Origin of the sequence: Polynucleobacter sphagniphilus, from assembly GCF_029892205.1 — a bacterium.
GTDB lineage: Bacteria > Pseudomonadota > Gammaproteobacteria > Burkholderiales > Burkholderiaceae > Polynucleobacter > Polynucleobacter sphagniphilus.
On the sequence record NZ_JARXVX010000006.1, the window covers coordinates 50564 to 73502 of the forward strand.

22 protein-coding genes are annotated in these 22939 nt (G+C 45.4%); 21 read left to right on the forward strand and 1 reads right to left on the reverse strand.

What is annotated here, in order from left to right; all coding sequences use genetic code 11:
• The first annotated feature begins 5 nt into the window (after positions 1 to 5).
• The 8 genes from nuoI to M2125_RS10240 all read left to right on the forward strand — a co-directional run bounded on the left by nuoI (position 6) and on the right by M2125_RS10240 (position 7822).
• On the forward strand, positions 6 to 497 hold the full coding sequence (nuoI, locus tag M2125_RS10205) for an NADH-quinone oxidoreductase subunit NuoI (RefSeq protein ID WP_280742921.1): 492 nt from the start codon (positions 6 to 8) through the stop codon (positions 495 to 497).
• Between the two features lie 21 nt (positions 498 to 518).
• Positions 519 to 1166, forward strand: a complete 648-nt coding sequence (locus M2125_RS10210) for an NADH-quinone oxidoreductase subunit J (RefSeq protein WP_076024114.1) — start codon at positions 519 to 521, stop codon at positions 1164 to 1166.
• A complete protein-coding gene (nuoK, locus tag M2125_RS10215) occupies positions 1163 to 1471 on the forward strand; it encodes an NADH-quinone oxidoreductase subunit NuoK (RefSeq protein WP_076024113.1) in 309 nt (102 codons plus the stop codon). The genes M2125_RS10210 and nuoK overlap by 4 nt, the downstream gene beginning before the upstream one ends.
• A 2-nt stretch (positions 1472 to 1473) precedes the next feature.
• Positions 1474 to 3531: an NADH-quinone oxidoreductase subunit L gene (nuoL, locus tag M2125_RS10220; RefSeq protein WP_280742922.1), complete on the forward strand. Its 2058-nt coding sequence runs from the start codon at positions 1474 to 1476 to the stop codon at positions 3529 to 3531.
• A gap of 24 nt (positions 3532 to 3555) precedes the next feature.
• Positions 3556 to 5022, forward strand: a complete 1467-nt coding sequence (locus tag M2125_RS10225) for an NADH-quinone oxidoreductase subunit M (RefSeq protein WP_277541215.1) — start codon at positions 3556 to 3558, stop codon at positions 5020 to 5022.
• Positions 5023 to 5032: 10 nt separating this feature from the next.
• A complete protein-coding gene (gene nuoN / locus M2125_RS10230; RefSeq protein WP_280742923.1) occupies positions 5033 to 6532 on the forward strand; it encodes an NADH-quinone oxidoreductase subunit NuoN in 1500 nt (499 codons plus the stop codon).
• A gap of 107 nt (positions 6533 to 6639) precedes the next feature.
• Positions 6640 to 7239: an NUDIX domain-containing protein gene (locus M2125_RS10235; RefSeq protein WP_280741572.1), complete on the forward strand. Its 600-nt coding sequence runs from the start codon at positions 6640 to 6642 to the stop codon at positions 7237 to 7239.
• A gap of 79 nt (positions 7240 to 7318) precedes the next feature.
• The gene (locus M2125_RS10240) at positions 7319 to 7822 is read left to right on the forward strand and encodes a DUF1178 family protein (RefSeq protein WP_076024108.1); all 504 of its coding nucleotides are present in this window, start codon (positions 7319 to 7321) and stop codon (positions 7820 to 7822) included.
• Positions 7823 to 7885: 63 nt separating this feature from the next.
• On the opposite strand, the gene M2125_RS10245 is transcribed toward M2125_RS10240, so the two are convergent.
• Complete coding sequence (locus M2125_RS10245) at positions 7886 to 8590, reverse strand: Bax inhibitor-1 family protein (protein WP_076024107.1); 705 nt, start codon at positions 8588 to 8590, stop codon at positions 7886 to 7888.
• Between the two features lie 307 nt (positions 8591 to 8897).
• Between M2125_RS10245 and ndk the strand changes: the two genes are divergently transcribed.
• The 13 genes from ndk to M2125_RS10310 all read left to right on the forward strand — a co-directional run bounded on the left by ndk (position 8898) and on the right by M2125_RS10310 (position 22892).
• On the forward strand, positions 8898 to 9323 hold the full coding sequence (gene ndk, locus M2125_RS10250) for a nucleoside-diphosphate kinase (RefSeq protein WP_076024106.1): 426 nt from the start codon (positions 8898 to 8900) through the stop codon (positions 9321 to 9323).
• A gap of 73 nt (positions 9324 to 9396) precedes the next feature.
• Complete coding sequence (gene rlmN, locus M2125_RS10255; protein ID WP_425334206.1) at positions 9397 to 10527, forward strand: dual-specificity RNA methyltransferase RlmN; 1131 nt, start codon at positions 9397 to 9399, stop codon at positions 10525 to 10527.
• 6 nt (positions 10528 to 10533) lie between these two features.
• Complete coding sequence (gene ispG, locus M2125_RS10260; RefSeq protein ID WP_076024104.1) at positions 10534 to 11808, forward strand: flavodoxin-dependent (E)-4-hydroxy-3-methylbut-2-enyl-diphosphate synthase; 1275 nt, start codon at positions 10534 to 10536, stop codon at positions 11806 to 11808.
• Between the two features lie 18 nt (positions 11809 to 11826).
• Positions 11827 to 13164, forward strand: coding sequence for a histidine--tRNA ligase (hisS, locus tag M2125_RS10265; protein WP_280742924.1), 1338 nt, complete (start codon positions 11827 to 11829; stop codon positions 13162 to 13164).
• 48 nt (positions 13165 to 13212) lie between these two features.
• A complete protein-coding gene (locus tag M2125_RS10270) occupies positions 13213 to 13872 on the forward strand; it encodes a YfgM family protein (RefSeq protein WP_076024102.1) in 660 nt (219 codons plus the stop codon).
• Complete coding sequence (gene bamB, locus M2125_RS10275) at positions 13869 to 15026, forward strand: outer membrane protein assembly factor BamB (protein WP_277541206.1); 1158 nt, start codon at positions 13869 to 13871, stop codon at positions 15024 to 15026. Before M2125_RS10270 ends, bamB begins: the two co-directional genes overlap by 4 nt.
• Positions 15023 to 16384, forward strand: coding sequence for a ribosome biogenesis GTPase Der (gene der, locus M2125_RS10280; protein WP_280742925.1), 1362 nt, complete (start codon positions 15023 to 15025; stop codon positions 16382 to 16384). The genes bamB and der overlap by 4 nt, the downstream gene beginning before the upstream one ends.
• A gap of 121 nt (positions 16385 to 16505) precedes the next feature.
• Positions 16506 to 16748: an RNA chaperone Hfq gene (gene hfq, locus M2125_RS10285; RefSeq protein ID WP_076024100.1), complete on the forward strand. Its 243-nt coding sequence runs from the start codon at positions 16506 to 16508 to the stop codon at positions 16746 to 16748.
• On the forward strand, positions 16741 to 17982 hold the full coding sequence (gene hflX / locus M2125_RS10290; RefSeq protein ID WP_280742938.1) for a GTPase HflX: 1242 nt from the start codon (positions 16741 to 16743) through the stop codon (positions 17980 to 17982). Before hfq ends, hflX begins: the two co-directional genes overlap by 8 nt.
• Positions 17972 to 19447, forward strand: coding sequence for an FtsH protease activity modulator HflK (gene hflK, locus M2125_RS10295; protein WP_076024098.1), 1476 nt, complete (start codon positions 17972 to 17974; stop codon positions 19445 to 19447). Before hflX ends, hflK begins: the two co-directional genes overlap by 11 nt.
• Complete coding sequence (hflC, locus tag M2125_RS10300; protein ID WP_280742926.1) at positions 19447 to 20316, forward strand: protease modulator HflC; 870 nt, start codon at positions 19447 to 19449, stop codon at positions 20314 to 20316. The genes hflK and hflC overlap by 1 nt, the downstream gene beginning before the upstream one ends.
• 18 nt (positions 20317 to 20334) lie before the next feature.
• Positions 20335 to 21501, forward strand: a complete 1167-nt coding sequence (locus M2125_RS10305) for an ATP phosphoribosyltransferase regulatory subunit (protein WP_083657555.1) — start codon at positions 20335 to 20337, stop codon at positions 21499 to 21501.
• A gap of 50 nt (positions 21502 to 21551) precedes the next feature.
• Positions 21552 to 22892: an adenylosuccinate synthase gene (locus tag M2125_RS10310; protein WP_280742927.1), complete on the forward strand. Its 1341-nt coding sequence runs from the start codon at positions 21552 to 21554 to the stop codon at positions 22890 to 22892.
• Positions 22893 to 22939: the final 47 nt, after the last annotated feature.

Below are 22939 nucleotides of genomic sequence, written 5' to 3' on the forward strand. Positions count from 1 at the left end.
CAATTATGTATAAAAAAATCCAACAATTCCTCGACAGTTTGATGCTCAAAGATATTTTGACTGGTATGTCTATTACCGGTCGTTATCTCTTTAAGCCAAAGATCACCATTCAATACCCTGAAGAGAAGACTCCTCTCTCACCTCGTTTTCGCGGTTTGCATGCATTACGTCGCTACGAGAGTGGCGAAGAGCGTTGCATTGGTTGCAAGCTATGTGAAGCAGTTTGTCCGGCATATGCGATTACGATTGAAACGGCCGAACGTGATGATGGTACACGTCGCACCAGCCGCTACGATATTGATTTAACAAAATGTATTTTTTGCGGCTTTTGTGAAGAAGCTTGTCCAGTTGATGCTATCGTGGAAACCAATATCTTTGAATATTTTGGCGACAAGCGGGGAGATTTGTATTTCACTAAAGAGATGTTGTTGGCTGTTGGCGATCGCTATGAAAAAGACATTGCTGCAAATCGTGCTGCCGATGCTCCTTACCGTTAATCGAATTGAGCGAACACTGATATGACATTCGATCCATCCACTATTTTTGCTTTCTTCTTTTATGCCTTTGCAGGCCTTTTAGTATTGTCTGCCGTTCGCGTTATTACAGCGCGCAACCCGGTCCATGCAGCACTCTTCTTAGTTTTGGCCTTCTTCTGTGCATCTGGTTTATGGATGCTATTAAAGGCGGAGTTTTTGAGTCTGGCACTCATATTGGTTTATGTTGGCGCCGTCATGGTGCTCTTCTTGTTTGTAGTGATGATGTTGGATTTGGATATCGAGCATCTGCGTCGTGACTTCAAAAAATTCCTTCCCCTGGCCTTTTTAATGGGCGTTGTTATTGTCCTTGAGTTGTCGATTGTTTTGATACGCAGCTTCATAGGCACGAATACGCCGGTTCAAGCTTTACCACCCGAGGTTTCAGCAAACAACACACTTGCATTAGGTAAGCTCATTTTTGTGGACTATGTCTATGCATTTGAAGTTGCTGGCGTCATTTTGCTTGTGGCAATCATTGCTGCTGTGGCCTTGACGCTTCGTAACCGCAAGGACTCCAAATCGCAAAATATCGCGCAACAAGTGAGTGTGAATGCTGCCGATCGTATGCGTATTGTACAAATGGACTCAGATATGGCGGCCAAGCAAGATGTTAGAGGAGAGAGAAAATGAATATCACCCTCGCGCATTACTTAGTGCTCAGCGCAATCTTGTTTGCGACCAGCGTGATTGGTATCTTCTTAAATCGTAAGAATGTAATTGTTCTGTTGATGGCAATCGAACTCATGCTTCTCTCGGTAAATATGAATTTCATAGCCTTTTCTCATTATTTGGGTGACATGGCTGGTCAGGTTTTCGTATTCTTTATTTTGACCGTGGCTGCTGCTGAGGCAGCGATCGGCTTGGCAATTCTGGTTGTCCTATTCCGTAAGGTAGACACCATTAACGCTGATGACCTTGACCACCTAAAAGGCTAGTCATGAATTTGACCTTAACACTCCCCATCCTCTGCGCTATACCGCTGGCCCCTTTATTTGGCTCCGCTATTGCTGGATTTTTTGGAACCAAATTGGGTGGAAATCGCATTGGACATGGTGCCTGTCAGTTTGTAACTATCCTGGGCGTAACAATCGCTTTCGTTCTTTCTTGCAATGTTTTAGTGCAAGTGATGGATGGTTTTTACTTCAATGGCACTGTGTATCGCTGGATGCAATTGGGGGAATTAAATCTCGATATTGGGTTCTTAATTGATCCCTTAACAGCCACGATGATGTGTGTAGTTACCTTTGTATCTTTGATGGTTCACATTTACACCATTGGATATATGCAGGGTGAAGAGGGCTATAACCGCTTTTTCTCCTACATTTCTTTATTTACCTTTGCGATGTTGATGCTGGTAATGAGCAATAATCTATTGCAACTCTTCTTTGGCTGGGAAGCAGTCGGCGTAGTTTCTTATCTCTTAATTGGTTTCTATTTCGAGCGTCAGTCTGCTGTTTTTGCCAATATGAAAGCGTTCTTAGTCAATCGCGTAGGCGATTTTGGCTTCATCCTGGGTATTGGCTTGTTATTGGCGAGTACTGGTTCTATGAACTACGACGTGATCTTTGCGCAAAACAATGCATTGGCAGCACAGTTACTGCCGGGAACAAGTTGGAATTTACTTACAGTTGCTTGTATCTGCTTGTTTATTGGCGCGATGGGTAAATCTGCGCAATTTCCATTACATGTATGGCTGCCCGATTCTATGGAGGGTCCGACTCCTATATCCGCTTTAATTCATGCTGCAACAATGGTTACCGCAGGTATCTTTATGGTGGCTCGTATGTCACCAATTTTCGAGCTTTCAGATACTGCATTAAGTTTTATCTTGGTGATCGGCTCCATTACCGCTCTCTTTATGGGCTTTTTGGGTATTGTCCAAAACGATATCAAGCGCGTGGTTGCATACTCTACCTTGTCACAATTGGGTTATATGACGGTGGCCTTGGGTGTCTCGGCATATCCTGTTGCAATCTTTCATTTAATGACGCACGCCTTCTTTAAGGCACTCCTATTTCTTGCGGCAGGAAGCGTTATTCTAGGTATGCATCACGAGCAAGATATGCGTAAGATGGGTGGCTTGTGGAAATACATGCCTATCACTTGCTTAATGATGTTGCTAGGCAATCTGGCTCTTATCGGCACACCATTTTTCTCGGGCTTCTATTCTAAAGACTCCATCATCGAAGCTGTTGCTGCTAGCCACATTCCAGGATCTGGATTTGCATACTTTGCTGTGATGGCCAGTGTTTATGTGACGGCGCTGTATTCATTCCGTCTGTATTTTTATGTATTTCATGGAAAAGCACGTTGGGGTCATGCCGATGCTCATTCGCACGATCATCATGAGCATGCAGTGCAGGGTGATGACCATGCCCATCATGGATTAGCTCCAGGACAAAAACCACACGAGTCTCCTTTTGTGGTGACTCTACCTTTGGTATTGCTTGCCATTCCATCGGTGATCATTGGTTTTTACGCTATCGAACCGCTATTATTTGGTACTTATTTTGGCGACTCTATATTTGTAGATATCAGCAGACATCCCGCTATGGTTAAGCTTGCCGAGGAGTTTCATGGGCCAGTTGAAATGGCATTGCATGCTTTTACTTCTCCTGTTTTGCTTCTGGTTGTCTTGGGTGTTTTATCTGCTGTAATCGGCTATCTTTGGATGCCAAAATTACCAGGCAAAGTTGCAGAAGCTTTCGCTCCCCTGAAAAAGCTCTTGGATAACAAGTATTACTTAGATGATTTAAACCAAGCAATCTTCGCTAAAGGTCTTTTGTGGATAGGTCGCTTCTTGTGGCATCGTGGCGATCAACAAGTTATCGACGGTTTTGTAGTTAACGGCAGTGCGCATGCAGTAGGGCGCTTTGCTGGTGTGATTCGTCATTTGCAATCCGGTTATCTATATCACTATGCCTTCGCTATGATTGCGGGCTTAGCGTTATTGCTAGCCTGGGTTTTGTACGCTTACCTGCCTTTTGTTCGCTAGGCCTTTGTTACCTAAGTAGCCATCATGATTCTCTCTTACGCCATCTGGATTCCGATTTTCTTTGGACTCATTATTTTGTTTTATGGGTCAGAAAAGCCGTCTGCGGGCGTCCGCTGGTTGGCGCTGTTTGGGGCCATCCTCGGATTTGTTGCGACTTTACCTTTAGTCATTCACTTTGACCTTGCCAATACTGGCATGCAATTTGTTGAAAATGTCCGCTGGATCCCTCGTTATGACATCAATTACCACTTGGGTATCGATGGCATATCAGTCTGGTTCATTGTGCTCACGGCTTTCATTAATATTTTTGTTGTGATAGCCGCTTGGGAAGTGATTGATACCAAGGTATCCCAATACATGGCTTCGTTCATGATCCTTTCCGGTCTGATGATTGGCGTGTTTGCTGCGCTCGATGCATTGTTGTTCTATGTTTTCTTTGAGGCAACCTTGATACCGATGTACATCATTATTGGTGTGTGGGGTGGCCATAATCGCATCTATGCAGCATTTAAATTCTTTTTGTATACGTTGTTGGGTTCCTTGCTGACTTTGGTTGCAATGCTATACCTCTATAACGTGACTAATACTTTTGATATTGCAGCTTGGCAAAATGCACGTCTAGACATTGTTGAACAAGTTTTATTGTTCTTCGCATTCTTCATGGCCTTTGCTGTCAAGGTACCGATGTGGCCTTTGCATACTTGGTTGCCAGATGTCCACGTAGAGGCACCTACTGGCGGCTCCGTAGTATTGGCTGCCATCATGTTAAAACTTGGTGCTTATGGCTTTCTGCGTTTTTCCTTGCCAATTGCCCCTGACGCAAGCCAATACCTTGGACCCTTCGTTATTTTCCTATCTTTAGTGGCAGTCATTTATGTAGGTGCCGTAGCTTTAGTGCAAAAAGATATGAAAAAGCTAGTAGCTTACTCATCTGTAGCGCATATGGGTTTTGTCACTCTTGGGTTCTTCCTCTTTAGTCCTTTGGGCATTGAAGGCGGTATTGTCCAGATGATTTCTCATGGCTTTGTTGCTGGTGCCATGTTCTTATCGATTGGTGTTTTATATGATCGCATGCATACAAGGCAGATTGCCGATTATGGTGGCGTAGTGCATCGTATGCCTGCCTTTACTGCCTTTGCTGTATTAATGGCGATGGCGAACTGCGGATTACCGGCTACATCTGGTTTCGTTGGTGAGTTTATGGTTATCTTGGCCGCAGTTGATTACGACTTTGTGATCGGTATCTTGGCCGCTACAGCTTTAATACTTGGGGCCGCTTACTCTTTATGGATGGTCAAGCGAGTATTTTTTGGTGCTGTGGGCAATCAGCACGTAGAAGAGCTAAAAGATCTCAATGGCCGCGAGTACTTCATGATGGCAGTTCTTACTATTTGCGTAATTGGCATGGGCGTTTATCCCAAGCCATTTACTGACATCATTCATCCGGCTGTAATTAATCTGCTGCAGCATGTTGCTGTTAGCAAACTCTGAGTAAAAGCTAATGCAAGCATTCGACCTATACGCCATCCTGCCTGAACTCGTTTTACTGATCACCACCTGCTTATTGCTGGTTGCCAGTGTATATGTTCGCGAGCGTCAACCTGCCACTCCGGGGGTAGAGCAGGATATCTTTCATACTCCGCGCGGTGTTGGATTTGTTTACTTCTTTGCTCTGCTTTTGTTGGCTTATTTATTTTTTGCATTCTTTGGTCGCCTCGGCGATGTCTCACTACTTGCCATGAATGGCATGTTTCAATCAGATCCCCTCTCAAACCTGCTCAAAGCTTGTTCTTGTGCAGCTGTTTTTGTGACGCTGGTTTATTCAAAGCAGTACTTAAAAGATCGTTCCTTATTTCGCCCCGACTTCATTGTCTTGGCATTGTTGGCCCTATTGGGTCAGTTTGTACTCATTTCAGGCGCTAACTTATTGACTCTCTATCTCGGTTTAGAGTTGATGGCATTGCCTACTTATGCATTGGTTGCAATGCGTCACAGCAGCGAGAAGAGTGTTGAGGCTGGTATCAAGTACTTTATATTAGGTGCTCTGGCTTCTGGTTTCTTGCTTTACGGCATGTCGATGCTCTACGGGATCACTGGATCATTAGATCTCCTGGAGATCTTTAAAACAGTTGCTGACCCACGCGTAAATCATTTAGTAATGGCTTTTGGGTTGGTTTTCATTGTTGCTGGCCTAGCATTTAAATTGGGTGTGGTGCCATTCCATATGTGGGTTCCAGATGTGTATCAGGGCGCACCAACAGCTGTTACTTTGATGATTGCTGGAGCTCCTAAGCTAGCCGCATTTGCTTTGCTGTTCCGTTTATTGGTAAATACACTGCTTCCATTGCTTGGCGACTGGCAGCCAATGTTGGTCTTGCTAGCATTGCTATCGCTAGTCGTTGGAAACGTTACTGCAATAGCTCAAACCAATCTAAAGCGTATGCTGGCGTATTCAGCGATCGCGCAAATGGGATTTGTCATTCTCGGGATGCTTTCTGTATTTGATGATCATGCCTTTAGCGCCTCTTTGTTCTATGTAGTTACTTACGTTATGACTACCCTAGGAAGCTTTGGCTTGCTAATGGTTTTATCTCGCCATGGTTATGACTGTGAAACGCTTGAGGGTCTGAAGGGGCTGAATAAAAAACACCCTTGGTATGCATTTATTGGTCTTGTGATGATGTTCTCCTTGGCGGGTATTCCCCCTACGGTTGGCTTTGCTGCAAAGCTGGGTGTGCTTGAGGCCTTGGTTGATGCCGAGCATACCTTCATTGCTCTTATTGCTGTGATTGCTTCTTTAATAGGCGCTTTTTACTATTTACGGGTCGTGAAGGTAATGTACTTTGATGAGCCAACGCACGAAATTACCGTTACTGGATCTGGTTTTGCAAGAGCACTGCTAGGTCTGAATGCCATTTTGGTGCTTGTCGTTGGGATGTTCCCGGCGACATTGATGACAATGTGCTTAGATGCAATGCGTCGCACTTTGCTTGGCTCTTAAGCCCAATATGCTGTCAAGATTTAAAAGGCTCCGTAAGGGGCCTTTTTTCTTTGTGTCATCTGATTTTTGTAAGATAAACAATCAACTTTTTCTTTTGAGCAAACAAAATGACGGAAAAATTTTTTGAAGAGCTTCCTGATGGCGATTCGCATCTGCGCGAGGTGAAAATCTTGGCTGAGGATCTATGCGATGGTATTTTCCTAAAGATGAAGCGAGATCAAGTGCGGATGCCAGATGGCAAGGTTGCAATCCGCGAATATCTTACCCATCCTGGTGCAGTTGCTATTTTGGCAATACTTGATGATGGTCGGGTTTTATTGGAGCGGCAATTTCGTTACCCTATCGCCAAGACATGTATTGAAATTCCGGCAGGTAAATTGGATCTTAGCGAGGATCCATTGGCCTGTGCCAAGAGGGAGCTATCTGAAGAGACGGGTTATACCGCTACAAAATGGAGTTATATCCGGCGAATACACCCAGTCATATCGTACTCCACAGAATTTATTGATATCTATTTGGCGGAAGGCCTGAGCTCTGGGAAAAGCCATCTTGATGAGGAAGAGTTTTTAGATGTGTTTGCGGCGCCTTTAGAGCAATTAATTGAATGGGTGGAGCAGGGTGTCATAACAGATGTTAAAACCACTATTTCGGTATATTGGCTGGATCGTTACCGGCGCGGCTTAGTAAGCCCCAGTCTCATTGAGTAGGCCACTGCAATGAATGGAGGTGATAAATCCCTTAAAATAGATCTATTGAATTTGGCACTTTTGCCTATATATAGGTCTCATGAAAGTTTATAACCTCGCTTGTCCGTTAGATCATCGCTTTGAGGGATGGTTTGCTTCTGAAGAAGATTGTCTCTCACAACAGGAGAGGGGTATGCTTGCTTGCCCTCTTTGTGACAGCACTGAAATAACCAGAATGCCGTCGGCACCGCATATCGCTAAATCTTCATCCATCAAAACAGAGCCCTCTACCGCCCTAAGCAATGGCAGTGTTGATCTTAGTTCTTTGAATGGTGATGTGGTTGCCCTAACGGGTAGGGATCACTCCGAGCTTGAGGCTAAGGTTCAGGCCGCTTTTCTGAAAGGCATGCGTGAATTAATGGGCCGTTCTGAGGACGTAGGCAATTCTTTTGCAGATGAAGCCCGTAAGATCCATTACAAGGAGTCTCCAGAGCGGAGTATTCGTGGGCAAACCACCCTAGATGAAGCAGAAGCCTTAAGGGATGAGGGTATAGAGGTATTGGCTGTGCCGCTAATGCCTGCTCTGAAAAATACCCTGCAGTAACTCTTACTCAAGGCGATAAAAAGGGCGCAATCGCGCCCTTATTTATTTGAAGCTTAGAAGAGCTTATTCCCTATTGTTGCCACCAAAAATACCGAGCAATGCCAAAAGGTTGGTAAAGACGTTGTATACATCAAGATAGATCGCTAGGGTTGCCATGATGTAATTGGTTTCACCACCATTAATAACCCGCTGAACGTCCACCAAAATAAATGCGGAAAATATGGCGATAGCCAAAACCATTACCGTCAACATCAAGGCCGGGAGTTGCATCCAAATATTTGCTAAAGAGGCAACAATGAGGAGTAACACACCAACCATGAGCCATTTTCCCAGTCCGGAGAAATCACTCTTGCTGACGGTTGCAATCGTTGCCATTACGCCAAAAATCGCCGCAGTGCCGCCAAATGCAAGCATGATCAGGTAGGGGCCATTCGTGTAACGGCTCAGCGTCAAACTTAAAAGGCCTGTGAGCATGATTCCCATGAAGAAGGTGAATCCAAGCAGAAGGAGTACGCCTATTCCACTGTCTTTATTCTTTTCAATTGCCCAGAAAAAACCAAAGGCGACTGCCATAAAAATAATGAAGCCCATGAAGGGATTTCCGGCATATAGATTCAAGCCCATTGCTACCCCAAGCCATGCTCCAATTACTGTTGGAATCATGGAGAGAGCTAAAAGTGCATAGGTGTTACGTAGTACACGATTGCGTATTTGGGTGGTGCTAATTGAGCCTGATTGCCCAAAGCCGTACGAGTTAAGATCGCTCATATTGACTCCTTCTTTAGAGTAAGTTCACAAGCCCAAAAAGGGGCTGTTACTTATAAGTATAGACAAATGGGTGTCAATTCAAGGTTATATAGAAAAACTGTTTAATGCCTATGTTCAAACAAGGGCTTATGCCTAGTAAATTCAATAGCTTAGGGCTTGCCAACTAGGGGTAAATACGGTTACCCGATGTATAATTTGCGGGTCGTTGAAAGTAGGGTGTCTAGTGGGGTTTCTTGAAGAGGTTTTTCTGGGGCGCCGCCATCCCCGCGCTCAACTAATACTTTTGAAATTACTACTGGAGTTTTGCATGGCAATCGAACGCACCCTTTCTATTATCAAACCTGACGCTGTTGCTAAGAATGTAATTGGCAAGATCTATGATCGATTTGAATCAGCTGGTTTGAAAATTATCGCCTCCAAAATGGCCCATTTGTCACAATCCGAAGCCGAGCAGTTTTATGCCGTTCATGCTGCGCGTCCTTTCTTTAAAGATCTAGTGAGTTTTATGATTTCTGGCCCGGTAATGATTCAGGTTTTGCAAGGCGAAGGCGCGATTGCTAAAAACCGTGACTTAATGGGTGCTACCGATCCTAAGAAGGCAGATGCCGGAACTATCCGCGCTGATTTTGCTGACAGCATTGATGCGAATGCCGTTCATGGTTCTGACGCTCCTGAAACAGCTGCTGTGGAAATTGCCTTTTTCTTCCCTGGCATGAATGTTTTCGCACGTTAATCATTTAGCTATTTAATAAGTAGGCGCATTGACAACCCCGCGCATCAATCTCTTAGATTTTGACGCTGACCAAATGGCGGCGTATGTCGCGGGGTTAAACGAAAAGCCCTTCAGGGCGAAGCAACTCATGCAATGGATACACCAACGTGGTGTATCGAACATCAATGAGATGAGTGATCTGGCAAAAAGCTTTCGAGCCAATTTGATTGATAAGGCTGAAATAGCGCCTTTGCCAGTTATCAAAGACGAGCTAGCAAACGATGGCACCCGCAAGTGGCTTTTAGATGTGGGTGCTGGTAATGCGGTTGAGTCCGTTTTCATTCCGGAAGATGATCGCGGCACTCTCTGTATTTCATCTCAAGCTGGATGCGCTGTGAACTGCCGCTTTTGCTCGACTGGACATCAGGGCTTTTCACGCAACCTCACATCCGGTGAAATTATTGGTCAACTTTGGTTTGCCGAACATTTACTGCGTAATGAGCCTGGGGCAGTTCGACGTATCGAGACTTATCCCACCCCAGGTTGGGAGCATACTGGCCGCGTAATTTCGAATGTTGTCATGATGGGTATGGGCGAACCATTGCTGAACTATGACAACGTAGTTTCAGCCTTACGATTGATGTTGGACGATAGGGCGTACGGTTTATCACGTCGTCGGGTGACCGTCTCCACCTCTGGCGTGGTACCAATGATTGATCGTTTAGCGCAAGATTGTCCGGTTGCTTTAGCTGTTTCGCTACATGCACCCAATGATGCCTTGCGCGATCAATTGGTTCCGCTGAACCAGAAATATCCCTTAAGAGAATTATTGGCTGCTTGTGAGCGCTATTTACCTTTTGCGCCAAGGGATTTTTTAACCTTTGAATATTGCATGCTCGATGGCGTGAATGATTCTGATGTTCAGGCTAAAGAATTGGTGCGTTTACTTGCAAACATTAAATGTAAGATTAATTTAATCCCATTTAATCCCTTTCCTGAATCCGGTCTCAAGCGTTCACCACCGCAGCGTGTGCAAGCTTTTGCCAATATCCTGCTGGATTCTGGCATGGTGGCTACTGTGCGTAAAACCCGCGGCGATGATATTGCTGCAGCCTGCGGTCAACTTGCTGGTGATGTGATTGATCGCACTAGAGTGCGCGAGCGCGCAGTTCACGATAATGAAATCATTCAGCCCATAACATGGTTGAATCGTCTCGATGATTAAACGCTGATGACTACTTTAAATCATTCACCATTCATATTGCCTTTGGGCCCATCCCCCAAAAGAGCAACACGTCAAGCGAAGATAGTTTGGAAATCGAACTGTATTACCGTTGGGGGTGATGCACCAGTGCGTGTTCAGTCAATGACTAACACCGATACTGCTGATGCGATAGCTACTGCAATTCAAATTAAAGAACTCGCCCGCGCTGGTTCGGAGATGGTTCGCATCACCGTGAATACTCCAGAGGCAGCTGCCGCTGTTCCTTATATTCGCGAACAGCTTGATAAGATGGATGTGTTGGTTCCTTTAATCGGTGATTTCCATTACAACGGCCATACCTTATTAAATGATTTCCCTGATTGTGCAAAAGCACTTTCTAAGTACCGCATTAACCCAGGTAATGTTGGAAAAGGGGCTAAACGCGACCCTCAATTCGCACAAATGATTGAAGCCGCTTGCAAGTATGACAAGCCCATTCGGATTGGCGTGAATTGGGGTAGCCTTGATCAAGATCTATTAGCAAGCATTATGGATAGCAATGCTGCCCTAGTAACTCCAAAGACCGCTCAAGAGGTCATGATTGAAGCATTGATTCAATCTGCCTTGCAGTCGGCCGAAAAAGCCGTGGAGTTGGGTATGAATCCTGATCAAATTTTGCTGTCATGCAAAGTAAGCAATGTTCAAGATTTAGTTGCGGTGTATCGCGATTTATCCCGCCGCTCTGACTATCCACTCCATCTGGGTCTTACTGAGGCTGGTATGGGCAGTAAAGGTATAGTTTCATCGACGGCAGCGATGAGTATTCTCTTGCAAGAGGGTATTGGTGACACCATCCGAGTTTCTTTAACGCCCGATCCTGGCGCGCCCCGAGAGAATGAGGTGATTGTTGCCCAAGAAATTTTACAAACCATGGGTTTACGTAACTTTACCCCGATGGTGATTGCTTGTCCTGGTTGCGGTAGGACCACTAGCACCACCTTCCAAGAGCTGGCGGCAAATATCCAATCCTATTTGCGCCAACAAATGCCTTTATGGAAGAAAACCCATCCAGGTGTTGAGAATATGAATGTGGCAGTAATGGGTTGTATTGTGAATGGTCCTGGCGAAAGCAAGCATGCCAATATTGGCATCTCATTACCCGGAACTGGTGAAACCCCAGCCGCCCCAGTATTCGTTGATGGCGTAAAAGTTCAAACCTTGCGTGGCGAGAATATTGCACGCGATTTTCAAGTGATTGTTAATAATTACGTTGAGCAGAATTACGCTCGCGCATCTAAATAATCGATTACACCAGAGAACATGAGCGATAAATCTTCAGAGCAGTCAAATCAAAAGCCTAAAAAGGTTGAGCAGATGAGGGGCGTACGAGGCATGAATGATCTTCTGCCCGCAGAAGCTCCCTTGTGGGCTCATCTCGAACATGTTCTGCGCGACCTTACTAGAGCCTATGGCTATGAATATTTACGCACGCCTATCGTAGAGGCTACTGCTGTATTTCAGCGTGGCATTGGTGAGGTAACGGATATTGTTGAAAAGGAAATGTATTCCTTTGAAGACCGCTTAAATGGTGAGCAATTAACTTTGCGTCCTGAAGGAACTGCTGCTTTAGTGCGCTCTGTTATAGAAAATAATTTGCTTTACGATGGCCCAAAGCGTCTTTGGTACACCGGTCCCATGTTTAGGCATGAGCGTCCTCAGCGTGGTCGCTATCGCCAGTTTCATCAATTCGGCATTGAATCTCTTGGTTTTGCTGGTCCTGATATTGATGCTGAAATTATTTTGATGGGTCAACGACTCTGGGATGAGCTTGGCCTCAAGGGTGTTCGGCTGGAAATTAATTCCCTGGGACAAGCAAATGAGCGTGCCGAGCATCGTGCAGCCTTAGTCAATTATTTTGAGCAGCATGTTGACCAGCTTGATGAGGATTCCAAACGTCGTCTCCTCAGCAATCCTTTGCGTATTCTCGACTCTAAGAATCCAACCATGCAAGAATTGATTGAAAGTGCCCCCAAGTTGTTGGATTTTCTGGGCACTCAATCACTGGCTCATTTTGAGGCTGTTCAAAAACTACTAAAGTCGAACAACATCCCCTGCAAAATTAATCCTCGCTTAGTAAGGGGTTTGGATTATTACAATTTGACCGTATTTGAGTGGATAACCGACGAACTTGGTGCTCAGGGTACGATTGCCGGTGGCGGCCGTTATGATCCTTTGATTGAGAGAATGGGTGGCAAGGCTGCGCCAGCTTGCGGTTGGGCTATGGGCATGGAGCGCGTTCTAGAGCTAATGAAGGTATCCGAGAGTGCCCCCGACGCTCAGGCGCAATGTGATATTTTTGTTCTTCATCAGGGTGGCGATACTTTAACTACCGCGATGATTGTTGCGGAGCGCTTGCGTAGTGCTGGTATAGATACCATCCTTTTTTGCCCACCTGATGGCCAATCATCTAGTTTTAAGTCTCAGATGAAGAAGGCGGATGCCAGTGGAGCGGCTTATGCGGTGATTATTGGGTCGGACGAGCTCGCAAATAATGAGGCTCAACTCAAGGATTTGCGATCCAGTGGTGCACAACAGGCAATACCCCTAGAATCTATATTGGAGGCGGTAATTGATGCTTTGGTAGGCGCATCCGAATAGAATGACTGATTCATTGACCAAATATTGTATTTATTAGCTTGGATTGATATGCCATTAGATTTAGAAGAACAAGAACAATTAGACCAATTTAAAGCGTTTTGGCATAAATACCGAAACCTGATTACTGGCGTCCTCACGGCAGCCCTATTGGTGTATGCGATTTATAGCGGTTATCAGTGGTGGCGCAATAGTCAAGCGGCTTCAGCAGCACAACTGTATGAAACAATGATCTCTGCAGTAGTCAAGGGCGATAAAGAGCAAAGTTTTCAAGCTGCTGATGATCTGCAAAAGCAGTACGCACGCACCCCTTATTCAGCTATGGCAAGTTTAGTGGCCGCAAAAATTGCTTCTGACTCTGGGGATGCAGCCAAGGCAATTATGTATTTGCGCTGGGCCGCTGCCCATGCTTCGAATGATGGTTATCTTGCTTTGGCAAAAATGCGCTTAGTGTCCCAATTAATTGAAGACGGTTCAACTCAAGACTCTGCAGAGGCAGACCAAATTCTGAAAGAAACTCCTGTCAAGGGTTATGAGGTTTTATGGTACGAACGCCGTGGTGATTGGTATCTTGCGCAAAAAAATACGGCCCAAGCGAGATCAAGTTATGAGGCAGCATGGAAGCAACTGGATCAAGCAAAAGAATTTCCTGAGGAGGCGCGCCGTTTGCTAAAAGTGAAATTAGATGCGGTTGGAGGGTTGGCAAAGTGAAGACAGAATTAAAGCGCTCAATCACTCGATTCGGTACTGGTTTACTTTTTGCTGGCGCTCTAGTAATGCTGGCCGCTTGCTCAGGCAATGATCGTGCTCACAAGCCCGCAGAACTCGCTCCTATCACCAATAAATTTGATTTAGCGCCAACTTGGTCTGTTAATGTTGGATCTTCAGAGCCATTTAACTTTCACCCATTAGTCGCAGGCGATGCTGTCTACACCTCATCTAAAAATGGAAATCTGTATAAGATTGATTTACAAACTGGGGTTACTGTATGGAAGGTGAGTGTTCCCGAGGATTTATCCGTAGGACCTGGATCAGATGGTCAGACTACCGTAGTGGTCAGCACCAAAGGTACTGTTTATGCTTATGATCAGGCTGGTGCACCAATCTGGAATCTCAATCTTGGCAGCGAAGTTCTTACAGAGCCCGTCGTTGCCTCAGGTGTGGTTGTTATCCGCACACTTGATAGCCGTTTTATAGGTCTTGATGCCCTTACTGGAGCTCGACGTTGGAATTATCAGCGTCAACAATCCACGCTTTCTTTAAGGGTGGGTTACGGTATGCTCCCAATCAACAATGAGGTCATTGTCACTGGTTTTACTGGTGGACGTTTTGGCATGCTTGCAATTGCGAATGGTGGCTTGATCTGGGAAACACCCGTTTCTTTTCCAAAAGGTTTTTCTGAAATCGAACGTCTTAATGATGTTACCGCAAGGCCAAGTATCGATGGTGAGGCCCTCTGCGCTGTTTCATATCAAGGTAGGATTGGTTGCGGTCTAGCTCGAACTGGCGCACTGATGTGGTTTAAAGATTTTTCAAGCTATACAGGTACCGCCCAGAGCACGGAAATGGTTTTTGCTGCGAATGAAAAATCTCAAGTAAGCGCCTTTGCAACGAAGGATGGCAGTTTGATCTGGGAAAGCACCAAGTTGATGTATCGCAATGTAGGTGAGCCCCTGGCAATTGGTCGCGCTGTATTTATGGGCGACTCTGAGGGTTTCGTTCATGCAATTTCACAGTCCAATGGTGAGATACTTGCGCGAATTCGACATGATAGTAGTCCAATTTCTGCTGCGCCAATTGCGGCGGGCGGTCTTATCTTGATTCAATCTCAAGGTGGGAAATTAGCGGCGTATAGTCCAAAATGAATCCAGTCATCACCATCGTTGGGCGTCCGAATGTCGGAAAGTCTACCCTCTTTAATCGCCTAACACGATCGCGTGATGCTTTAGTTGCAGATTTCTCCGGATTAACTCGGGATCGTCACTATGGAAAAGGGCGTATTGGTGAGCGCGCATTTATTTGCGTGGACACCGGTGGTTTTGAGCCGGTAGCTAAAACGGGCATTGTTGCTGAGATGGCTAAACAGACCAAGCAAGCGGTTGCTGAGTCTGACATCATTATTTTTTTAGTCGATGGTCGTTTGGGTATGGCGCCCCAAGACCGGGTGATTGCTGATTTCCTTCGTAAAGCCGGTAGGCCAGTCATATTGGCCGTGAATAAAACGGAGGGTATGCAAGCGGGTGTAGTTACTGCTGACTTCCATGAGCTCGGTTTAGGTGAGCCATTTCCATTATCTTCGGCTCATGGTGATGGTGTGCGTGGCCTGATTGATGATGCGCTAGATTCTTTAGGGATTGCAGAGCCTGAACCTGAAGATTTGCAATCCGACCCCAATCGCCCAATGAAGATCGCAGTTGTTGGTCGTCCAAATGTCGGTAAGTCCACTTTAATTAATAAGCTTATTGGTGAAGAGCGTGTTATTGCTTTTGATATGCCGGGTACCACTCGCGATGCAATTGAAGTTCCCTTTGAGAGAAACGGTAAGCCATATATCTTGATAGATACTGCTGGTTTGCGACGTCGTGGAAAAGTGTTTGAAGCGATCGAAAAGTTTTCGGTAGTTAAAACCTTGCAAGCCATTGCAGATTGCAATGTAGTGATATTGATGCTTGATGCACAGCAGGATATTTCGGAACAAGATGCCCATATTGCTGGCTTCATTGTCGAGGCGGGTAGAGCATTAGTAGTTGCCGTTAATAAATGGGATGGCATTGACTCATACGTCAAAGAGCGTGCCAGACTCGAGATTGCTCAAAAGCTTCGGTTTTTGGATTTTGCTAACGTGCACCCAATTTCAGCTAAAAAAGGCACTGGCCTAAAAGAACTGTTTAAGGATGTTGATTCTGCTTATGCTGCAGCAATGGCCAAGTTGCCTACGCCTAAATTGACGCGTATCTTGCAAGAGGCAATTGAGCATCAGCAGCCAAAACGGGTTGGCATGGGCCGGCCTAAATTACGTTATGCACACCAGGGTGGTATGAATCCCCCTATAGTGGTTATTCACGGAACCTCTTTAAGTGGTGTTACGGATAGCTATAAGCGCTATTTAGAGGGTCGCTTTAGAGATGTCTTTAAATTGCGCGGTACGCCTTTACGAATACAGATGAACACCGCTAAAAACCCGTATGTTGATTCCGATCCCAAAAAGGGTAAAAAGAAATAATTCGAAATGAGCGGCCTTGAAATTTGAATTTCTTGCCCCTTATAAAGTTTGTAGCAATCAGTAGTGTGCAGGTGGTTTATTAAAAGCAAGACTCCATAATAAAAAATGAAGAAGGAGCAGTATGAACATTAACAAAATTCAATTACTACAGGATCCATTCCTCAATGCATTGCGCAAAGAGCATGTACCCGTTTCTATCTATTTAGTGAACGGTATCAAGCTACAGGGCAATATTGAGTCCTTTGATCAATACGTAGTTCTTTTGCGCAATACCGTTACTCAAATGGTATATAAGCATGCAATCTCTACCATTGTCCCTGCGCGCGCAATCGATTTTCGTTTAGAAGAAGCCGGCTCTGTATAAAACAGGAGTAGATGCAGCTCGCGCTGTTCTGGTTGGGGTAGATACCGGACGCGAGGATTTTGCTGATAGCATGGCCGAACTCAGTCTTTTGGCTGAGAGTGCTGGTTCTGTGCACATATCCAGTGTGATTGCTCGCAAAGGCAAAACTGATCCAGCTTTATTTATTGGCTCTGGAAAAGCAAATGAACTAAAAAGAGCTATGGAGGAGGGGGGTGCCGAATTGGCGATTTTTAATCATCCTCTTTCGCCGACCCAACAGCGCAATCTTGAGCGGCACATAGGTTTTCATGTGATGGATCGTACTGGATTGATCTTGGATATCTTCAGTCAGCGAGCTCAAAGTCATATTGGTAAAACTCAGGTTGAACTAGCTCAAGTCCGCTACCGAATGTCTAGACTCGTAAGGGCTTGGAGTCACTTGGAGCGTCAACGAGGTGGCATTGGTGTTCGTGGCGGTCCGGGTGAAACTCAAATGGAGCTTGATCGCCGTATGCTTGCCACAAAGGCAAAGCGTCTTGAGTCTGAGCTCGAAAAACTTCAGCGTCAACAGAGGACGCAGCGCCGAGCGCGTAACCGAAAAGATGTATTTTCAGTATCTTTGGTGGGTTATACCAATGCTGGAAAATCTACTCTATTTAATGCCCTTACAAAGGCAGGTACTTACGCTGCCGACCAGCTTTTCGCTACCCTAGATACAACCTCAAGACGTGTACATTTGGAGGATATTGGTTCAATTGTCGTTTCCGATACGGTTGGCTTTATTCGCGAGCTACCTCATCAGCTCGTGGAGGCTTTTAGAGCCACATTAGATGAAACAATTCATGCTGATCTCATATTGCATATCATTGATGCTTGTAGCCCCGTTTCGCGGGAGCAAAAAGCAGAAGTAGAGGCGGTCTTACGTGAAATAGGTGCAGATGACATTCCTCGGATTGAGGTTTTCAATAAGATTGATCTTATGCCTCAGACTTTTACCCGTGGCGCTGTTATAGAGCGAGACTCGGAGGGGCTTCCAAGCCAGGTTTTCATATCGGCACAGACTGGGATGGGCTTAGATTTATTGAGGATAGCGCTGGGTGAGTACTCTCAAATGACTGATAGAATAAGGATTCAACACAACCGCGCCAAATCCCAGATGGCTGCAGATGAGTTTTTAGAGCCCTTAGCCGAACGACCAGAAACTGCTGAATTTAACCCTATACCAAATCGTAAATATTCACCTAATGATGCGTAAATTTCTAGGCCTTTTTTCGGTCAACTCTACTGGTGATTCGCCTAAAGATCCCAAAGATGGGCAGGGTTTAGAGCAATCACCGGCTGATCAAGCAAAAAATCCAGGAAATACGCCGCAAAGCACCAAGCCTGAAGGGCCACCTGATTTAGATGACTTGTGGCGTGACTTCAATGATCGGCTTGGTAATTTATTTGGTGGAAAAAAGAGGCCGCCAGCAGTCAATTTCCCTTCAAATGGAGCTCAAAGCAAACCCCGTTCCAGTGATATTTTGCCTCCCTCCGAAAGGAAGGCTCCTCCCGGTAATGGTGGTAATGGCGATGGAATGGGTGGCCCGGATTTTAATTTCACCAATCCATTTGGCTCTAAGGCCAGCATTCTGGTAGCTGTTGTTGCCGTGTTGATTTTTTGGTTATTTAGCGGATTTTTCATTATTCAAGAAGGCCAGGCCGGCGTCATACTTACTTTTGGTAAATATGATTACACGGCAAAACCAGGAATCAATTGGCATATGCCCTGGCCTATTCAGACTGAAGAAACTGTTAACTTGTCAGGCGTTCGCTCTGTTGAGGTAGGTCGCCCTATCCTGATCAAGGCAACCAATCAAAAAGATTCTTCCATGCTCACCGAAGATGAAAACATCATTGACGTGCAATTTGCAGTTCAATACCGCTTAAAAGATCCAACTGACTATTTATTTAATAATCGCGATCCAGATACGGCCGTAGTTCAGGCTGCTGAAACTGCTGTCAGAGAGATTGTTGCCCGCAGCAAAATGGACACTGTTTTATATGAAGGACGAGAAAAGATTGCCCTTGACTTGGCGGCATCTATTCAAAAAATATTAGATAGCTATCAAGCAGGGATTTTTGTAACCAGCGTTACCGTTCAAAATGTGCAACCTCCTGAGCAAGTTCAGGCAGCGTTTGATGATGCTGTCAAAGCTGGTCAAGATGAGGAGCGCTTGAAGAGTGAAGGGCAGGCATATGCTAATGACATTATTCCTCGCGCTAAAGGAACGGCTGCTCGATTGATACAAGAAGCAGAAGGATATAAGTCTAGAGTCGTATCTACTGCTGAAGGTGATGCTGCTCGCTTTAAGCAAATTTATGTTGAATATGCTAAAGCACCCCAAGTTACCCGAGATCGTATGTACATCGATACGATGCGCGATATGTATTCGAACGTCAGTAAAGTATTGGTGGATGTCTCAAAAAGCAATAGCTTGCTCTATTTACCTTTGGACAAAATGATTGCCCAAGTGAACGCCGAGAGTTCGCAAGTTGCTACCCCAACTGGCTCTGTGACTGTTGGCGGTCCAAGCGGTTCTTTGCCACAGCCGGCAGGGCAATCTTCGCCACCTTCTGCAAATCCAACGGCTCCGGTACCGGGTACTCAAATGCCTGCAAACAATGCTTCAGTTGATAAGCGGGACAGCTTACGTAGTCGCGACCGGGATTCTCGATAATGAATCTCAATCGATTGATTGCATCTTCAATTGCGCTAGTTGCTCTTGCCTATGTGCTCTCATCTAGCATCTTCATTGTTGATCAGCGTAAGTTCGCGGTGGTTTTTTCTTTCGGTCAAATTGTTCGGGTGATTGAACATCCTGGTTTGCAGTTTAAATATCCTGCACCCTTTGAAAATGTGCGTTTCTTTGATCGCCGCATACTAACGATTGATAACCCAGAGGCTGAGCGATTCATAACAGCCGAAAAAAAGAACTTATTAGTCGACTCTTACGTGAAATGGCGCATAGTTGATCCGAGTAAATTTTTTATCAGCTTTAAGGGTGATGAGCGTTTAGCGCAAGATCGTTTAACCCAACTAGTGCGATCTGCTCTGAATGAAGAATTTACCAAACGCACCGTGCGCGAATTGATCTCCGATCAACGTGAAGCGGTGATGCAGGGGATTCGAAAGAAGGTGGCTGATGACTCTAGTGATATTGGGGTTGAGATCGTTGATGTTCGTCTCAAGCGTGTAGATCTCTTAGCTGAAATCAGCGATTCTGTATATCGTCGTATGGAAGCCGAGCGCAAGCGAGTCGCCAATGAATTGCGCTCTACTGGCGCTGCTGAATCAGACAAAATTCGAGCCAATGCTGAACGTCAACGCGATACGATATTGGCTGAAGCTTATCGCGATGCGCAGAAGATCAAAGGCGCAGGTGATGCAAAAGCTACTGCACTTTATGCCGAGGCGTTTTCGCGTGATCCTCAATTTGCTCAGTTTTATCAAAGTCTAGAGGCCTATAGGAGCTCCTTTAAGGATAAAAAAGACTTGGTGATTGTTGAGCCAAGTGGCGATTTCTTTAAGTTCTTGCACAAAAAATAACGAAAGTACATCCTGATCATGAATCGTTGGTTGCTTCCTGAAGATATTGCCGATGTTTTGCCATCCGAGGCTCGAAAGGTAGAGGCATTGCGTCGTGCAATTCTGGATTTGTATCGATCCTATGGTTACGAGCTGGTTTCTCCCCCGATTCTGGAGTTTCTAGATTCCCTATTAACCGGCACGGGTTCCGACCTCAATCTTCAAACATTTAAGTTGGTTGATCAGTTATCTGGTCGCACCCTTGGTTTGCGGGCAGACATAACCCCTCAAGTTGCGCGTATTGACGCCCATTTACTCAATAGATCTGGTGTCACGCGTCTTTGCTATGCCGGTACTGTTGCCCATGCTCGTACCCCTGTTGGTCGTTCTGCTCGCGAAGAGCTGTTACTTGGTGCTGAAATATATGGTTGCGCAGGTTGGGAGGCTGATTTTGAGGCCATCACTTTGCTTCTTAAATCCATTCGCTTGACTGGTTTATCAAAGATCTATCTCGATTTATCTCACGCTGGTGTTTTGGCTGGAATTCTTGAGGAAGTGTCAATTTCTGAATCAAACGTCGAGATTCTCTATGGCCTACTGCAAACTAAAGATCTCTCGGGCCTGGCTCAGTGGACAAGCTTTCTCCCCGAATCTATAGCTAAAGCATTGCAAGTCTTGATGGATTTAAATGGACCCCCGGGTAAGGTAATTGAAAATGCCAAACGTCTGCTTCCCAAAAATAAAACTATTGAACAATCAATTGCTGATCTTGAGCGCTTAGTTATCGCCTCTGGAGGTCTGGGTGAGGGTCTGGAAATTAGCCTAGATTTGGCTGATTTACGAGGTTTTCAGTATCACAGTGGAGTGATGTTCTCGGCCTATGTTGATAACTTGCCACAGCCCATTGCTCGCGGCGGACGCTATGACCATGTCGGCCAGGCTTTTGGTCGATCAAGACCAGCAACGGGTTTTTCATTCGACTTATTAACACTGGCTGGCCTATCCTTGCCAAGTCAGCCTGAGACTGCTATTTTCGCTCCATGGGTGGATGACGCCGATTTACAGACCACAATAGATGGTCTACGAAGTAAGGGTAGGGTGGTCATTCAGCTGATGCCGCAAGATCTGGAATATCTCTCCGAATATCAATGTACGCATCAATTGACCAAGAATGGTAACTCTTGGGAAGTGATCCTACTAAAATAGCTTAAATATTGGTATTCCCCCATTTTTGTAATTATTTTCTGGATTTAGATATGTCTTCACAGCAACAATCACACGGTCGTAATGTCGTTGTCATCGGCACCCAATGGGGTGATGAAGGGAAGGGCAAGGTCGTTGATTGGTTAACTGATCATGCTCAAGCAGTTGTTCGCTTTCAAGGCGGACATAATGCTGGACACACATTAATTATTGGCGACAAAAAAACGATCTTGCGCTTAATTCCTTCAGGAATTATGCATAAGGATGTTGTTTGCTACATCGGAAATGGAGTTGTACTTTCACCTGAAGCACTCTTTAAGGAGATTGGTGAATTAGAGGCGGCAGGATTGGATGTGCGCTCCCGATTGAAGATTTCTGAAGCAACGACCTTAATTCTTCCTTATCACGTTGCAATCGATCAAGCTCGAGAGCGCAAACGCGGTGAAGCAAAGATTGGAACAACTGGACGCGGTATTGGCCCGGCCTATGAAGATAAGGTAGCGCGTCGTGCACTTCGCGTTCAAGATTTATTCTACCCAGAAAAATTTGCCGAACAGCTGCGTGAAAATTTGGAATATCACAATTTCATGCTTACAAACTACTATGGCGCAGATCCAGTCAGTTTTGAAAAGACCTTGCAAGACGCAATGTCATATGCTGAACAAATTAAGCCTATGGTGGTTGATGTTTCAGGCGCTCTTTATGCCGCAGAACAAGCCGGAAAAAATTTATTGTTTGAGGGTGCGCAAGGGACCTTGCTTGATATTGATCACGGCACCTATCCATATGTGACTTCAAGTAATTGTGTTGCGGGTAATGCCGCCGCTGGATCGGGAGTTGGACCAGATTCTCTCCAATACATTCTTGGTATAACAAAGGCCTATTGCACTCGTGTTGGTGCTGGACCATTCCCAAGTGAGTTATATGATCATGACAATCCTGCGAAACAAGATCCAATTGGCGTGCGCCTCGCTGAGGTTGGTAAAGAATTTGGTTCAGTGACCGGTCGCCCCCGTAGAACGGGCTGGCTTGATGCTGCAGCTCTTAAGCGCTCCATTCAAATTAATGGCTTATCCGGACTTTGTATTACCAAGTTAGACGTGCTAGATGGACTTGAAACGATTCGCCTTTGTGTCGGCTATGACTTGGATGGCAAGAAATTAGACGTATTGCCTCGTGGCGCTGAAGCAGTCGCTCGGTGTCAGCCAATTTATGAAGATTTTCCTGGATGGAAGGGCACCACCTTCGGCATCCGTGAATGGGATAGATTGCCTGTGGAGGCACAAAAATTCCTACGTAGAATTGAGGAAGTTGCTGGTAAACCAATCGCAATGGTTTCAACTGGACCTGAGCGCGATGAAACCATCTTGCTTCAGCACCCATTTCAGGAATAATGGAAAATAATTACACAACTTATTTAAACACCAATCAATGGAATCAA

What these genes read in the sequence shown, in the direction of transcription:
- nuoI (WP_280742921.1), top strand. Translation starts at nt 6, where the DNA reads ATGTATAAAAAAATCCAACAATTCCTCGACAGTTTGATGCTCAAAGAT.
- M2125_RS10210 (WP_076024114.1), top strand. Translation starts at nt 519, where the DNA reads ATGACATTCGATCCATCCACTATTTTTGCTTTCTTCTTTTATGCCTTT.
- nuoK (WP_076024113.1), top strand. Translation starts at nt 1,163, where the DNA reads ATGAATATCACCCTCGCGCATTACTTAGTGCTCAGCGCAATCTTGTTT.
- nuoL (WP_280742922.1), top strand. Translation starts at nt 1,474, where the DNA reads ATGAATTTGACCTTAACACTCCCCATCCTCTGCGCTATACCGCTGGCC.
- M2125_RS10225 (WP_277541215.1), top strand. Translation starts at nt 3,556, where the DNA reads ATGATTCTCTCTTACGCCATCTGGATTCCGATTTTCTTTGGACTCATT.
- nuoN (WP_280742923.1), top strand. Translation starts at nt 5,033, where the DNA reads ATGCAAGCATTCGACCTATACGCCATCCTGCCTGAACTCGTTTTACTG.
- M2125_RS10235 (WP_280741572.1), top strand. Translation starts at nt 6,640, where the DNA reads ATGACGGAAAAATTTTTTGAAGAGCTTCCTGATGGCGATTCGCATCTG.
- M2125_RS10240 (WP_076024108.1), top strand. Translation starts at nt 7,319, where the DNA reads ATGAAAGTTTATAACCTCGCTTGTCCGTTAGATCATCGCTTTGAGGGA.
- M2125_RS10245 (WP_076024107.1), bottom strand. Translation starts at nt 8,590, where the DNA reads ATGAGCGATCTTAACTCGTACGGCTTTGGGCAATCAGGCTCAATTAGC.
- ndk (WP_076024106.1), top strand. Translation starts at nt 8,898, where the DNA reads ATGGCAATCGAACGCACCCTTTCTATTATCAAACCTGACGCTGTTGCT.
- rlmN (WP_425334206.1), top strand. Translation starts at nt 9,397, where the DNA reads ATGGCGGCGTATGTCGCGGGGTTAAACGAAAAGCCCTTCAGGGCGAAG.
- ispG (WP_076024104.1), top strand. Translation starts at nt 10,534, where the DNA reads ATGACTACTTTAAATCATTCACCATTCATATTGCCTTTGGGCCCATCC.
- hisS (WP_280742924.1), top strand. Translation starts at nt 11,827, where the DNA reads ATGAGCGATAAATCTTCAGAGCAGTCAAATCAAAAGCCTAAAAAGGTT.
- M2125_RS10270 (WP_076024102.1), top strand. Translation starts at nt 13,213, where the DNA reads ATGCCATTAGATTTAGAAGAACAAGAACAATTAGACCAATTTAAAGCG.
- der (WP_280742925.1), top strand. Translation starts at nt 15,023, where the DNA reads ATGAATCCAGTCATCACCATCGTTGGGCGTCCGAATGTCGGAAAGTCT.
- hfq (WP_076024100.1), top strand. Translation starts at nt 16,506, where the DNA reads ATGAACATTAACAAAATTCAATTACTACAGGATCCATTCCTCAATGCA.
- hflK (WP_076024098.1), top strand. Translation starts at nt 17,972, where the DNA reads ATGATGCGTAAATTTCTAGGCCTTTTTTCGGTCAACTCTACTGGTGAT.
- hflC (WP_280742926.1), top strand. Translation starts at nt 19,447, where the DNA reads ATGAATCTCAATCGATTGATTGCATCTTCAATTGCGCTAGTTGCTCTT.
- M2125_RS10305 (WP_083657555.1), top strand. Translation starts at nt 20,335, where the DNA reads ATGAATCGTTGGTTGCTTCCTGAAGATATTGCCGATGTTTTGCCATCC.
- M2125_RS10310 (WP_280742927.1), top strand. Translation starts at nt 21,552, where the DNA reads ATGTCTTCACAGCAACAATCACACGGTCGTAATGTCGTTGTCATCGGC.